This window comes from Okibacterium endophyticum, assembly GCF_054780075.1.
Window position 1 is genome coordinate 370,565 of the sequence record NZ_BAAGXA010000007.1, and the last position, 13,225, is coordinate 383,789.

13 protein-coding genes are annotated in these 13,225 nt (G+C 65.2%); 8 read left to right on the forward strand and 5 right to left on the reverse strand.

Annotated elements, in window-relative coordinates; translation table 11 throughout:
- Nucleotides 1-28: 28 nt before the first annotated feature.
- From ACYVF5_RS11595 to ACYVF5_RS11610, 4 genes are all read left to right on the forward strand, one after another.
- The gene (locus tag ACYVF5_RS11595; protein WP_460946477.1) at nucleotides 29-697 is read left to right on the forward strand and encodes a FadR/GntR family transcriptional regulator; all 669 of its coding nucleotides are present in this window, start codon (nucleotides 29-31) and stop codon (nucleotides 695-697) included.
- A gap of 172 nt (nucleotides 698-869) precedes the next feature.
- Entirely contained in the window at nucleotides 870-1,715 is an 846-nt protein-coding gene (locus tag ACYVF5_RS11600) for an ABC transporter ATP-binding protein (RefSeq protein ID WP_460946479.1), read from the forward strand.
- Between the two features lie 182 nt (nucleotides 1,716-1,897).
- Nucleotides 1,898-2,353, forward strand: coding sequence for a MarR family winged helix-turn-helix transcriptional regulator (locus ACYVF5_RS11605; protein ID WP_460946481.1), 456 nt, complete (start codon nucleotides 1,898-1,900; stop codon nucleotides 2,351-2,353).
- Nucleotides 2,350-3,036 carry a hypothetical protein gene (locus ACYVF5_RS11610; protein ID WP_460946483.1) on the forward strand — a complete coding sequence of 229 codons (687 nt, stop codon included), beginning with the start codon at nucleotides 2,350-2,352 and terminating at the stop codon, nucleotides 3,034-3,036. The genes ACYVF5_RS11605 and ACYVF5_RS11610 overlap by 4 nt, the downstream gene beginning before the upstream one ends.
- A 61-nt stretch (nucleotides 3,037-3,097) precedes the next feature.
- Here ACYVF5_RS11610 and ACYVF5_RS11615 read toward each other — a convergent pair whose 3' ends face one another.
- Genes ACYVF5_RS11615 through ACYVF5_RS11625 form a run of 3 tightly spaced genes read right to left on the reverse strand, consistent with a single transcriptional unit; the run spans nucleotide 3,098 to nucleotide 6,638 of the window.
- Nucleotides 3,098-3,940: an ATP-binding cassette domain-containing protein gene (locus tag ACYVF5_RS11615; protein WP_460946485.1), complete on the reverse strand. Its 843-nt coding sequence runs from the start codon at nucleotides 3,938-3,940 to the stop codon at nucleotides 3,098-3,100.
- Nucleotides 3,937-5,691 carry a dipeptide/oligopeptide/nickel ABC transporter permease/ATP-binding protein gene (locus ACYVF5_RS11620; protein ID WP_460946487.1) on the reverse strand — a complete coding sequence of 585 codons (1,755 nt, stop codon included), beginning with the start codon at nucleotides 5,689-5,691 and terminating at the stop codon, nucleotides 3,937-3,939. The genes ACYVF5_RS11615 and ACYVF5_RS11620 overlap by 4 nt, the downstream gene beginning before the upstream one ends.
- Nucleotides 5,688-6,638: an ABC transporter permease gene (locus ACYVF5_RS11625; protein ID WP_460946489.1), complete on the reverse strand. Its 951-nt coding sequence runs from the start codon at nucleotides 6,636-6,638 to the stop codon at nucleotides 5,688-5,690. The genes ACYVF5_RS11620 and ACYVF5_RS11625 overlap by 4 nt, the downstream gene beginning before the upstream one ends.
- Before the next feature lie 330 nt (nucleotides 6,639-6,968).
- Here ACYVF5_RS11625 and ACYVF5_RS11630 point away from each other — a divergent pair, with 330 nt between their 5' ends.
- The 3 genes from ACYVF5_RS11630 to ACYVF5_RS11640 all read left to right on the forward strand — a co-directional run bounded on the left by ACYVF5_RS11630 (nucleotide 6,969) and on the right by ACYVF5_RS11640 (nucleotide 10,546).
- Complete coding sequence (locus ACYVF5_RS11630) at nucleotides 6,969-8,546, forward strand: ABC transporter substrate-binding protein (protein WP_460946491.1); 1,578 nt, start codon at nucleotides 6,969-6,971, stop codon at nucleotides 8,544-8,546.
- Between the two features lie 213 nt (nucleotides 8,547-8,759).
- Entirely contained in the window at nucleotides 8,760-9,965 is a 1,206-nt protein-coding gene (locus ACYVF5_RS11635) for an acyl-CoA dehydrogenase family protein (protein ID WP_460946493.1), read from the forward strand.
- Between the two features lie 17 nt (nucleotides 9,966-9,982).
- Complete coding sequence (locus ACYVF5_RS11640; RefSeq protein ID WP_460946495.1) at nucleotides 9,983-10,546, forward strand: flavin reductase family protein; 564 nt, start codon at nucleotides 9,983-9,985, stop codon at nucleotides 10,544-10,546.
- Between the two features lie 164 nt (nucleotides 10,547-10,710).
- Here ACYVF5_RS11640 and ACYVF5_RS11645 read toward each other — a convergent pair whose 3' ends face one another.
- Both ACYVF5_RS11645 and ACYVF5_RS11650 read right to left on the reverse strand, forming a co-directional pair.
- Nucleotides 10,711-12,132, reverse strand: a complete 1,422-nt coding sequence (locus tag ACYVF5_RS11645) for an FAD-binding oxidoreductase (protein ID WP_460946497.1) — start codon at nucleotides 12,130-12,132, stop codon at nucleotides 10,711-10,713.
- A gap of 231 nt (nucleotides 12,133-12,363) precedes the next feature.
- Nucleotides 12,364-12,738, reverse strand: a complete 375-nt coding sequence (locus tag ACYVF5_RS11650) for a DoxX family protein (RefSeq protein ID WP_460946499.1) — start codon at nucleotides 12,736-12,738, stop codon at nucleotides 12,364-12,366.
- A gap of 188 nt (nucleotides 12,739-12,926) precedes the next feature.
- Between ACYVF5_RS11650 and ACYVF5_RS11655 the strand changes: the two genes are divergently transcribed.
- Nucleotides 12,927-13,214: a hypothetical protein gene (locus ACYVF5_RS11655; RefSeq protein ID WP_460946501.1), complete on the forward strand. Its 288-nt coding sequence runs from the start codon at nucleotides 12,927-12,929 to the stop codon at nucleotides 13,212-13,214.
- Nucleotides 13,215-13,225 lie beyond the last annotated feature (11 nt).

Consider the following 13,225-nt stretch of genomic DNA (forward strand, 5'->3'; position numbering starts at 1 on the left):
GACAAGCAGAGCAGAGAAGGTGAGAGATGTGCCGCAGGTGAGACGGGCGCCGCTGGCGGGTCAAGCCGCCGAGCTGCTGCTGGAGCGGATCAGGTCCGGCGAATGGAGGCTCGGTGAGAAGCTGCCTGGCGAGACGACCCTGGCACCGCAGCTCGGTGTCGGCCGCTCCACGGTCCGTGAAGCCGTCCGCCAGCTCGCCGGGCGCGGCGTGTTGGCCTCCCGGCAGGGTGCTGGTGTATTCGTCATCGCGCTCGACGCCCCGGAAGACTGGGACGTCGTGCTGCGCAGAGCCGGCATCGTGTCTGTGATCGAGGCCCGCATCGCCATCGAGACCGAGGCGGCCGCCCTTGCCGCTGAACGCCGCACCCCCGCCGATCTGCGCGCCATCCGCCGCGCCCTCACCCGGCGAGCCGAACACCGTTCCGACATCGAGAGTCACGTCGACACCGACACCGCGTTTCATCGCGCGATCATAGTCGCCGCACACAACCCGGTCCTCGTCGAGCTCTTCGACAGCTTCACCCCGCAACTGCGCGAGGCCATGATCGATATGCTCCGCCTGCGCAAGGAGTTCGGCAGCGACGGCGACCACACCGCCCATGCCGCCCTGCTCGACGCCATCGCAGACCGCGATGAGGGTGCAGCCTCGGCACGCAGCCGCGGCCATCTGCTGACATTGCGAGAGGGCCTCACGTGACCGCCGGAGAATACACGCCGACGCGACGCGGGCGCGGAGAGCCGGAGTCCGCTCCGGTCGCGATCGGCGTGGGCTGCGTGGCTGCTGGATGGCAGCACGGGCACGGTGACCGTTCTGGCTCTCGGCAGACTCACAACATCGGCACGCGGGCGAAAGACTGTGGAGGCGCGTCGTGACCGAAACCGAGGTCCTGCGGCTCGAAACGGTCGATTTCGTGCGAGAGTCGCGCCCGATCCTCACCGACATCAACCTGACCGTCCACGCGGGCGAGCACTGGGCGCTCATCGGCCCCAACGGTGCGGGCAAGAGCACGATCCTGAGCCTGTGCGGGGCGATGAGCCATCCGACCCGCGGAAGCGTGTATGTGCTCGGGCACAGGCTCGGCCGAGTCGATATACGCGAACTGCGGCAGTCGATCGGACACGTCAATCCCCGCCACCCCCTTCGCTCACCGCTCACCGTGCGCCAGGTCGTCCTCACCGGCGCGACCGGCACAACGGAGCCCATGCCCCGGTGGGCTCCGGACGACACAACCCTCGAACGCGCCGATCGACTGATCGAGATGCTCGGCCTCGGCGAACTCGCCGGTGCCACGTGGCCGACGATGTCCCAGGGCGAACGCGGGCGCGCGTTGATTGCCCGGTCGCTGCTGCCCGATCCTCCCCTGCTCCTGCTGGACGAGCCTTCGACCGGTTTGGACGTCGCGGCGCGCGAGCAGTTCCTCTCGACGGTGGACGAACTGCATCACATGCAACCCGAACTCGCCACCGTCCTGGTCACCCACCATCTCGAAGAGCTTCCGGAGACCACAACCCACGCCATGCTCATCAAAGACGGCCGCGTGCAGTCCTCCGGCACGGCACACGACGTGCTCACCACCCGGCAGGTCACCGAGTGCTTCTCCTATCCCATCGAGATCGAGCACCGCACGGGGCGCTGGCAAGCCCGAGCAGGACAACGCCGGAGTCGGGAGGCCACGGTGCGAGCGCAGCCCGATTCGGCGCTGAGCATACGCTGAAGCGCGCCCCTCTGGGGCGCCGAGCGTGTATGCCGATACGCATCGGGCAGCAAAGGCTTGTGAACCCCGGTCAGCACATCTCCGCCGACGAACCGCAGCTGGGGTGCAACTCGTCCGGCAGCCCTCCACCGGGGCGGCATCTCATATTGTTACCAATCTACTTAATGCACTAAGGTAATGATATGCGCACCTCGATCGTGGACAAGCTCCTGGCCATCACGAACATGTTCCAGCAGGACATGGCGCGAGCCTTCGCCGGCACTCCTCTCACGGAGTCGCGGGTCGCCGTCCTGTGGACGTTGGCGCTGAGCGGGCCGTCCACCCAGCAGGCCCTCTCCGAGGCGCTCTCCGTGACGCCCCGCAACATCTCAGGCCTCGTGGACGCGCTCGAGAACCACGGATACGTCCAGCGCAGCCCCCACCCGTCCGATCGCCGCGCCGTGCTGGTGACGCTCACGTCGAGCGGTGAGACGGCAATGGCCCGGATGCAGGAGGAACACGCTCACCTGGAGGAGGAGCTGCGCGGCGCCGTCGCGCAGGAGCATCTTTCGGCGCTCGAACAGGGCATCGACGCGATCATCGCTCGCCTCGCCACGTTGATGAGCGCGGAGCAGGCAAAAGCGGAGGACAACGGATGAGCGCCGCGACCTGGAACCCGCAGGCCGCACGGACCCGCGCCCGAGCTCTTATCGCCCGAGGCACGGGGATCGAGAAGGTCATCTACGCCGCCATCGTCCGCGCGATCGCTCGGAGACCGTGGAAGACACGCGACGCCAAGGGGTTCCACTACCACTCTCAAAGCCTCACGGTGCTCGTCATCTTCATCGTGCTCTCCGCGGTCGAGATCGTTGTCATCGACCTGATCGTGCACCAGTGGCTCTGGCTGAGAATCCCCCTGCTCATCATCGGCACCTGGGGACTGGTCTGGATGACCGGGCTCCTGTGCGCCCACTTCATGCGGCCTCACACGGTCGGAACCGAGGGCATTCGTGTCCGCGACGGTCTCGACATGGATGTTCACGTCACCTGGGACGATGTCTACTCGGTGGGGCTGAAGAACCGCAGCCACGAGCCTCAGACCCCGAGCGTGATCGATGACCAGGAAGGCCGGTCACTGGTGGTGGACATCACCGACCAGACCAACATCGAGGTCGTCCTGGAACGATCGACGGCCATCACCCTTCCCGGCCTGCCGCCGAAAGGCGGCGAGCAGGTCATCGATCGCATCTATCTCTGGACGGACGAGCCGAAGGACTTCCTTGCGGCGGTGCGTGAGCACATCGGCTCTGGGCCGGACAACGCCGCAACCGAGAAGGCGTAGGCTCACCCTGGAATTTCTCGTCGACACCGCGAGGAGTTCGACGAGCATACGACTGAGTTCGTCACCGATGCGCAGACACGTCTGCCGGCGGCGCGCCTTCCGCCCGCCGCGCCAGGCGCCGCATCTCCTGGACCTTCGGGTCCGGGCTGAGCGTGGCGGCGAGCAGTCTCTTGGTGTACGGGTCCGAGGGCTCCCGCAGGATCCGCCCAACGTCGCCCTGTTCCACCACTCGGCCCTTGTTGAGCACAACGACCCGCCTGGCGAGCGATCGCATGACGTCGATGTTGTGGCCGATGAACAAGTAGCTCAGCCCGTATTCGGCCTGCAGGCTGGACAGGAGCTCCAGGACCTGGGCCTGAACGGTGAGATCGAGGGCACTCGTCGCCTCGTCGCACACAACGATCTTGGGTCGCGTAACAAGCGCGCGTGCGATGGCGATGCGCTGTCGCTGGCCGCCGGAGAACTGCGCGGGGTAGAGCCGCACTGTCTCGGGAGCGAGCCCTACTCTCCTCAGGAGGCCTGTGATCCGGTCCTCCTGCTCGAGCCGGTTTATTCCGGCCACGCGCAACGGCTCACGCAAGATCTCACCGACGGTCAGCGCAGGATTCAATGAGCCATAGGGATCCTGGAACACGACCTGCACCTGTGCGGCCACGCGGCGCCGCTCGCGGCCAGCGAGGTGCCTGATGTCTTGGCCATCGAGAAGAATCGAACCCGCGGCAGCAGGAGCGAGCCCGACGATCGCCCTGCCGATCGAGCTCTTGCCCGAACCCGACTCACCGATCAGACCGACGGTCTCGCCTGCTCGAACCTCGAATGTCACGTCATCGACCGCACGGTGAAGGGAACGGCCGCGACCGTAGTCGACCGACAGGCCCATGACCTTCAACAGCGGCTCGCTCATGTTTCTCCAGGGGAAAGGGGTTCGAGGCCGGCGAGTGTGCGGGCCCTGGCGACGAGAGACTGTGTGTAGGTCCGCTGGGGATCGAGGAGCAGATCAGGAAGAGGCCCGGACTCCACGACCTGGCCGTCCCGCATAACGATGGCGCGATCACAGATATCGGAGACAACACCAAAGTCGTGCGTTACCACGAGGATGGCCATACCGCGGCGGTCTCGTAACGCGCGCAGCAGGTCGAGAATCTCCGCCTGGACAGTCACATCGAGCGCAGTGGTCGGCTCGTCCGCGATCAGCAGGCTCGGATCGCCGGCGAGCGCCCACGCGATCGCGATCCGCTGCGCCATCCCGCCCGAGACCTGGTGAGGGTAGAGGCGGGCGACCCGTTGCGGATCGGTCAATTGCACGGTGCGCAGCAGTTCGAGGGTCATAACGCGGGCCTCGTGTTTCGAAACGCCCCGCAGCCGGGTGAGCGTCTCCGCTATCAACGTGCCCACCCTCATCATCGGGTCCAGCGCCGCCATTGGTTCTTGAGAGACATAGCCCAGCCGCGCGCCGCGCAATGCCCGAAGCCTTTCCGTAGGCAGGCTGGCGACGTCGTTGCCTTCGAAAAGGATGTGTCCACCGGAGACCTCACCGGAGCCTCGCAGGAGTCCGAGCACTGCTCGTGCCAGTGTGGTCTTGCCCGATCCCGATTCGCCGACGATCCCGACGATCTCTCCGGCGTCAAGGGAGAGGGAAACATCCTTGACCACCAGCGTCGTCTCGTGCTCTCGGCCATACGTGATCGACACGTTCCGGAATTCGAGCAGGCTCGTCGCTGATCCCGACCCTGCCACGCCGTCAGAGAACGCTCGGACGCGGCGGCGGGAACGCGGCGCTCCAGCCCAGGTTTCGACGACGACGTCTCGCACAGTGTCGCCGATGATCCCGAAAGCGATGACAGTGACAGCGATGATCCCGCCTGCACTGGCGAGCAGCCAACCGTTGCTGTTCGCCGCGGTGGCACCCTCGGTGACCATGGACCCCCAGGTGGGCGTCGGTGGCTGCACACCGAAACCAAGGTAGGCGAGGCCCGAGGTGAACAGGATGGCCATGGATGCGACGATTGTCGCTTGCACCAGGACGGGGCCGGCGATTCTGGGAAGAACGTGCCGGAACACGATTCGCGGTTGCGAGACGCCACTGGCGCGTGCCGCATCAATATAGAGCTCACCTCGGACCGCTCGCGCGCTGCCCCGGAGATTCTGGGTCACCGGTGGCACGAGGAGCAACCCGAGAGCGAGGTTCGCCACGACCAGCGATCCGCCGAACACGGCGAGGATCACCAGGAGAATCACCATGGTGGGGAGAGCCCACGCAACATCTGTCACGCGCATGATGATCCGGTCGAGGTTTCCTCCGATGTACCCGGCCAGGACACCGAGCGGGATGCTGATCGCCAGGGCCACGACCGAGACCAGCAAGGCTGAAATCAGGGCGGGTCTACCGCCGTAAAGCAGTCGGCTGAGCACGTCTCGGCCTAGCTTGTCGGTGCCGAGGAGGTGAGCGGACGAAGGTCCATCGAGCGAGTGAGCCAGGTCGTTGAGCAAAGGGTCGTACGGAGCGATGAGGGGCGCTGCCGCGCAGGCGACGACGATGACCAACACCACGACCGCCGCCACGACCGCGAGTGGGCGTCGCAGAGCGCGCCGAAAGGCCGAGGTGAGCGGCCCAGCCGTGGCAGCGACATCCGGTGTTGTGGTCAGCACGCTCATGCCGTCCGCACCTTCGGGTCGAGGAGCGCGTAGCCCACGTCGACAAGCAGATTAACCAGGATGACTCCGATGCAGTAGTAGACGGTGATCCCCTGGATTAAGGGGACGTCGTGACTAATCGACGCCGTCACCGTCGCGGTTCCGAGACCCGGCATGGCGAACACGTTCTCCACGATGACCGCCCCTCCCAGTATTCCGACGAAGAAGACGCCGACCATCGTGAGAATAGGCAGTGCCGCGCTGCGAAGCGCGTGGCGAAAGACGATGTGGGCCTCAGACACACCTGCAGCGCGGAGGGCATCGATGAAGTCCCGCGCGAGGATATCCCGCATCGCGTCCCGGGTCTGTCGCGCGAGCAGCATGACCCCGCCGATGGTGAGGGTCGCGACCGGCAGGATGAGAGTTCCCACCCAGCCGCCGACTGACGATGTTATGGGCACGTAGCCGATGGCGGGGAGGAGGTGGAGGGAGACCGCGAAGATCGATGCGAGAACGGTGCCGACCCAGAAGTTCGGCAGCCCGATGCCCACGCCCGCCACGATGTCGATGGCGCGACTGACTGCGCCCGTTCGGGTGGCGCTCAGGATGCCGAGACCGAGGCCGATGACGAGCGAGACGAGAGTTCCGCAAATGGCGAGTGAGAGGGTCGGTCCGAGCCGATTGTTCAATATCTCAACGACACTCTGCGATGTGATGGCCGACCGGCCGAGATCCCCCTGCAGGGCGCTCCCCAGCCAGTCGAAATACTGCACGTACCACGGCCGATTCAGGCCGAGCTCGACCCGAAGGTCGTCGAGCTCTGCCTGGGTCGCGTAGGGGCCCAGGATGGTCCCGGCAACATCGCCGGGCGAGAGAGCCACGAGAACGAAAGTGATCACCGTCGCGGCGAAGAGAAGTGGGATCGACCACAGCAGCCTGCTGCCGATGAGGGTTAGCACGGCGAGCATTGCAGGGCTACCACTCGGTCGCCTGCGGCCCTTATGACCCGCGTGCGATGGGCATACACCGGTAACTCAGACACCAGAAACTCCGTTGTTGATGGTTTGTTGCGGCCTAGACGAGTCGTCAGTCTAGGACAGGCCCGTTCAGCCTGCGCCCTCCGAACTCCGATACCAGCTATCGCATTATGCAGGAACACCCCGTTCCGGGCGCACCTAGGATGACGACGAAGGAGCGGCCTCCCGTTTCTGTATTCAGGAGCCGCTGACGTCGGCGAGTTGGCTGGCATCGGCGGCGCCTGACCTCAGCCTGGCTCAACCACGAATAGGAATCGAACAATGACGTTTGGACGAACGAAAGCGGCGACGCGCGGTGTGTTCCGCGCGGTCGCGGTCGCAGCCACAGTTGCGGTGGCGACATCTATCGCCGGATGCTCTTCCGCGGACGCCGCCGGCACGAGCGACGAAGAGCGCACGCTGACCATCGGAATGGCGCAGGCGGTCAACAATCTGGATCCAGCGACCACGAGCCCGGCATCCTACGCCTACCCGGCGTACGAGCCCCTCATCTACCAGACCCCCACGGGCGACTACATCCCCGGTCTCGCCACCGAGTGGGAACTCACCGACGACAACACGAAGGTCACTCTTCAGATCCGCGAAGACGTCAAATTCTCAGACGGTGACGATCTGGACGCCGCCGCGGTGAAGGGTTCCCTCGACTACTTCCTGAGCCTCGAGGACAACAGCCTGCTCGCCGCGGCCGGACCGGTGGCATCCGTCGACGTGACGGGCGATTCCGAGGTGACGATCACGTACTCGGAGCCCTATCCGATCGCGTTCTTGTCGCTCACCCAGGCGTACAACTTCGGTCTTGTCATCAGCCCGACCGGAGTCGCCAACCCTGAATCGTTGAAGACAGAGACTCATGGCGCGGGCCAGTATGTCCTGGATCCCGGCAACACGGTCGCCGACAGCCAGTACACGTTCACGCCGAACGAGAACTACTGGCTGCCCGACGCAGTCAAGTTCTCGTCGGTGGTCCTCAAACCGATCACCGATCCCGCAGCTCAGCTTTCGGCACTGCAGAGCGGCGCCATCGACTACGCGAACAATGTGCCGGCAAGCAATGTGCAAACCGCCGTTGACTCCGGATTCGAGGCTGCGACCGCGGCCGGATTCATGTGGTTCGTTATGCTGCAGGCTCGGGACCAAGCCCCACTGAACGACCCGCAGGTGCGAGAGGCGATCTCGCTCGCCATCGACCGCGAGTCGATAGCGGATGCGGTGTTCAGCGGGCTTGCGGAGCCGGCCTCGTCGATCGTCGCGGATTCGTGGTTCGGAGCCTACGACGCGGAGCCGATCGAGCGTGACATCGACAGGGCGAAGGAGCTTCTCGCCGAGGCGGGTTATCCCGATGGACTCACGATCACGATGCTCGACACAAGCGCACTCGACCCTGACGGCAATTTCGCGACCGCCATTCAGGGCCAACTCGTCGACGCGGGCATCACCGTCGAACTCCAAGTGGAGACAGGGTCGTTCGACACGTTCCTCAGCTCGCTCTTCAGCGGTGCCAAGCAGACGACGGCCTTCGCCCTGCCGAACACGGACCTCTACTACCAGTACATGCTCAATATTGCGCCGGGGTCGATCGCGAACCTCGCCGGAAGCACGGACGACGAGCTATCGGCTGCGCTCACGACGGCGTCGACCGCGAGCGGAGATGACGCGGAGGCGGCCTACCAGGCCGTCGCCCAACGTCTCGACGAGCTCAACTGGTTGGTCCCCGTGGTCGCGGCATATTCGAACCAGGTGCACGTCGCGACTCTCGAAAACCTCGCGGAGTCGTCCGTCGAGTTGACTCCCGACGGATTCGCCCCCGATCCAGACCTGTCGTGGGAGTTCGCCGATTAGAACTCACGTGTGCCGCGCGTACGGCGCGGCACACCCCGAGATGCAGGAAGACCATCATGACGACACCAACCGGACGGTGATTGGCGCAGTCCTGCATCCCGCAACGGCCGATCACTCGGTCACGGTGCGCCCCGGCGGAACCGTGTTCCCGATGATCGTCGAGCCCCCGCCCAACGTTCACATCCACCGAATCTGAAGCAGAAAGCAGTTCCCATGTCCACTCCAACACAAGCTCAAGCGCCGACCAGGGACGAACTGATCGAGCGCGCGCGCAGTCTCGTGCCGATGATCGCCGATGCGGCGGAGGCAGCCGAGACCGCCCGACGCATCCCCGAGGCGGTGCTTCACGCGATCCGGGACCAAGGATTGTTCCGGCTGACCACCCCCAAGCGATACGGCGGCCACCAGGTCGACATGCGCACCCTGGTCGAGGTCGGATCCATCATCGCGGAAGGGGACGCGTCGACGGGGTGGGTGACGGCGTACGCGAACACCGCGAAGCTGCTGGCCGGCCTGCGTAACCAACAGGTGCAGGATGACGTGTTCGGAGCCAACCCAGATGCGATCATCGCGGGATCGAGCAAACCCAGCACCGACGTGGAGAGGGTGGACGGTGGCTGGGTGGTCTCGGGCACCTGGCCTTCGCTCTCCACGGTGCCCTACTCAGATTGGGTCGGTCTGTTCTTCCTGTCGGGGACCGAGGACGGCGGGAAGCGCCGACTCCTTGAGGGGCTCGTCCCGACCGCAGAGGTTGAGATCGTCAACACGTGGTTCGTGGCGGGAATGCGTGCGACCGGCAGTGAGTCGGTCGTCGCGAACCAGGTGTTCATTCCGGAACATCGCGTTATGGACGCCGCGGGCATCGCGTCGAACGACTTCCACCAATACGAGAACCCGGAGCCGGAGGCCGAGTACCGCGCAGCCACGCACCCTGTTCTCTCCCTCGTGATCGCGATCACGCCGCTCGGACAGGCGCAGCGTGCACTCGACCTCGCGGTCGAACGCAGCCAGACGAAGCCACTCACCGGTACCACGTTCGACTTCCAGAAGGATTCGACGTCGTTCCAGAACGAGATCAGCGATGCGGCGATGCTGGTCGACGACGCCCGTCTCCACGTCTATCGAGCCGCATCAGACATCGACGAGTGGGCGAGCAAGGCGCAAGTGATGCCCCCGCTCCTCCGTGCCCGAACTCGTGCAGACGCGGGGTGGGCTGCAAAGAGTGCGTGCGAAGCCGTGGATCGGATCATGACCGCGCTCGGTTCCGGCGCCTTCTCCGATTCCAGCCCCTTCCAGCGGATCTGGCGAGACGTCAACGTGAGCGGCCGCCACGGCGCCGCGAACTATATGCTCAACCGCGAGACCTACGGCAAGACGTTGCTGGGGGTTCCGGCCGACTTCAACCGCCTTTCGGTCTGATGGTTCAGGGCGTCGCGTTGGATCCCACCGTCCCCGCCGACTTCCGCGAGGTGCTCGGACACTTCGCGAGCGGCGTGGTGATCGTTGCAGGCGTGGTTGACGGGGTCCCGCACGGTATGGCTTGCCAGTCCTTTTTCTCGGTGTCCCTCGATCCGCCGCTGGTGGCGTTGTGTATCTCGCACACCTCGACGAGTTGGCGGCTCATCTCGTCGTCGGGCAGTTTCTGCGCCAGCATTCTCGCCGAGGACCAGGCCGCCCTATGCTCCACGTTCGGTAGCCGTGGCACAGACAGGTTCGCAGCGACTGAATGGTTTCGCGCGCCCACCGGCTCGCCGCGCGTCGACGGGGCGATCGCGTGGATCGACTGCGACATCGAAAACGAGTACCGCAGCGGGGATCATGTCATCGTCGTTGGCCGGATCCGCGCGTTCGACAGGTCGGAAGGCAAACCGCTGATCTTCGGCCGCGGCAGGTTCGGCACCTTCCATCCCACCACGCGCCCCGCACCGACTCCGAGCGCCCAGTGGGACGCGGAAGACGTCTTCGGCGCCGGCGTCTGGGTCAAGGGCGTGGACTGGTAGGCATAACGTCATCTGCTCTGACAGTCGGCGATGGAACGCGTCCTGCTCGATGCCCCTGATCTGGCAGCCTCGACGCCAGGCAAAGCCGGTGCTGAATGCCTCGATGAACTCTCACGTTGAGGTTGTTCTTCCGCAGATGTATGTAGCGACGCACGTCGCAGATGTCAGACGGATGCGACGTCACCGTCCCAATGGTTGACGTTGAGACGGTTGTGGTCGGCCGCCAGGTAACGATGGAATCGATTCTCGGGGTCACGCGCGGCGATGATCGCCCGTAACCTGTTCCAGTTCTCCGGGGCCATGAACGTCAGCTGACGGTTCGTCATGTCGGAGTCACCGAGATACTGGCCCGCAGTGACCGACTGCGCGTGCGTGAACGCCTCATTGACCCAGCTTCGGTTGCGCTCGTATTCGGCAGGATCTTCATAGACGGTGTAGGCGGCGACGTACGCGTCGGTCTGCAGCGAGAAAGCCATGTCGGGCAACTCCCTGCGCGGCGCGTTGCTCATCCAGATCGCGAAGCCTCGTTCGGTAGGGTTCGTTGTGAACAGGGGACGAATGCCGTCCACCATCCGCGCGATGCCGTCCGGCGTGTTCTCGTCATCGATCCAGGCGCAGTCGGTGATGTACTGCCAGTGCTCGGGGTTGGTCCGCACCTGCTCCTCGCGCTGCGAAGCGAGAGAAGAGGGCATAGCGTCGGCAACGAACACCGCACGGTCGAGTGCTGGGCTCGTATTGAAATCGGCGAGCGATTCACGTGCGTGCGACTCATCATCGCCGAACGCGAGGCCCGTCACGAGGAACAGCCGCCGCTCGCTGCCGTCAGGCTGAGGCGCAGGGGTCGAGACGCAGACGATCTCGACATTGTCGGGCACACGGTGGTGCATCTGATACATCCAGGTCATCACCTCGGTGAAGTCCTCGAGTTCGTAGCCGTGCACCGTGTGAGCGAGCGCACCGAACATCGGGCGGGTCTGCAGATGGAATCGCACGACGATGCCGGGGAAGGCCGGACCGGCGCCACGCGCGGCCCAATAGAGATCGCTGTTCTGCCGAGCATCGGCGCGAACCAGCTCGCCGTCGGCAGTCACGACGTCGACGGCGACGACATATTCGGCCGCCCAACCCCACCCCCGCTGATTCCAGCCTTGTCCGCCCTGCAGCAGGAACCCTCCGATGCCGACCGATGGGCAGTGCCCCCCGTTGAAGAATCGGCCCCGTTCCTCGAGGTACGGCGACAGTTCGTCGCCGCCGGTCGTCGCAGGTCCTGCCGAGACGATGCCGGTCTCCTCGTCCAGCGCGATGTCGCGCAGCGCACCGAGGTCGATCAGAAGGCCGCCGTCGCGAACGCTCCACGCGGCCCATGCATGACCGCCGGAGCGCACCGCGACCGTCCAGCCGTTGGCTTTCGCCAAGAGGACACCGCGCTTCACATCTTCCACGGATCCGACGACAAGGATGGCGTCTGGCTGTCGATCGGGCCGTCGACCGTTGAACATGCGGCCGACCCGTGCATCTTCCCAGCCGGCATCAGAGGGAAGCACAAGCTCACCGTCGAAGTCATTCGCGCGGGGATCCAGGGTCATCATCGAACTCCTCAGGTATGTTCCGCCACATCGGCGCGGCGCCCGCCTCTACAGTAGGCAATGGGGTGTGCCGCATGAACTCCGGAAGCGGGATACCACGTATCGCGCGCAGTCCTAGAGATCGTACGTCCGAGCGAGGGGACACCTTCTCGGCATGCTGCACATTACGAGGCGCTGCACGTCTCACCTGGCCCCGAGGCTGACCCCGATGGACTGGGAAGTCGTGCCACGTCAGTGGAGCGGGACGAGTCCGAACCGCCCCCAGGCGACGAAGATCATCCCGGCGAGGAAGAGCAGGTCTCCGAGGAGTTCTTTGTACTCGACTCGCCGGATTCGCTCGGTGACGGCGCCGGCCATGTACAGGGCCATCCCCGACGCGGCCACGGGTACGAGGACGGGCGCGGTGTTCGCCAGCCCAGGGAGGATCAGGCCGAGACCGCCGAGGACCTCGATGGTCCCCATGAACTTCACGTTGCCAGGGGTGAAATCCTGCGGCCAGTGCAGCTTCGCGGCGTACTTCTCGTACGGCGAGACGAGCTTGAGGATGCCGCCGGCGGTGAAGGCGATGGCGAAGATGCCGGTGACGATCCAGAGTGCGATGTTCATAGTTGTGCTCCCGTTTGTGATTGTGCTTTCGAAAAGGAGACGAGGTGGCCTCCGACGGTGTGACATCGCGCCGGATTCCGACCGGCATGTCGCGGCTCGAAGAGCCGTATCGTCTTAGATCGAAGGATCTCGCGACGTAAGGAGCGCACGATGTCTTCGGCTTCGACTACGCCCATATCGCCACGATCGTGGGCCGGTCCGAGAGTGCGTGCCGCCAGCTCCGCTCCCGCGCCCGTCGCACGTCGATGCCGGGCGCCCGCGCTTCGAGGCTGACCGCCGCAAACGATCCGAACTCGCCGACCGGTTCTTCGCCGCGCTCCAAGACGGCGACGTCGAGGCGCTCGAAACCTTCCTGGCCGCCGACGTCGCGACGATCAACGACGAAGCTGGCGCACCTCGGACGCGTCGGCGATCTCCACGTGACCGCACGCGAGCGCAACCGCGCCCGACGTGCAGGTCAGCGCGGCAGCGCCTGAACGGCGTGCCG

Excerpts from the sequence above, each read along its gene's own strand:
- ACYVF5_RS11615 (WP_460946485.1), bottom strand. The coding sequence starts at position 3,940 with ATGAGCGAGCCGCTGTTGAAGGTCATGGGCCTGTCGGTCGACTACGGT.
- ACYVF5_RS11650 (WP_460946499.1), bottom strand. The coding sequence starts at position 12,738 with ATGAACATCGCACTCTGGATCGTCACCGGCATCTTCGCCATCGCCTTC.
- ACYVF5_RS11625 (WP_460946489.1), bottom strand. The coding sequence starts at position 6,638 with ATGCTCGCCGTGCTAACCCTCATCGGCAGCAGGCTGCTGTGGTCGATC.
- ACYVF5_RS11610 (WP_460946483.1), top strand. The coding sequence starts at position 2,350 with ATGAGCGCCGCGACCTGGAACCCGCAGGCCGCACGGACCCGCGCCCGA.
- ACYVF5_RS11645 (WP_460946497.1), bottom strand. The coding sequence starts at position 12,132 with ATGACCCTGGATCCCCGCGCGAATGACTTCGACGGTGAGCTTGTGCTT.
- ACYVF5_RS11635 (WP_460946493.1), top strand. The coding sequence starts at position 8,760 with ATGTCCACTCCAACACAAGCTCAAGCGCCGACCAGGGACGAACTGATC.
- ACYVF5_RS11630 (WP_460946491.1), top strand. The coding sequence starts at position 6,969 with ATGACGTTTGGACGAACGAAAGCGGCGACGCGCGGTGTGTTCCGCGCG.
- ACYVF5_RS11605 (WP_460946481.1), top strand. The coding sequence starts at position 1,898 with ATGCGCACCTCGATCGTGGACAAGCTCCTGGCCATCACGAACATGTTC.
- ACYVF5_RS11620 (WP_460946487.1), bottom strand. The coding sequence starts at position 5,691 with ATGAGCGTGCTGACCACAACACCGGATGTCGCTGCCACGGCTGGGCCG.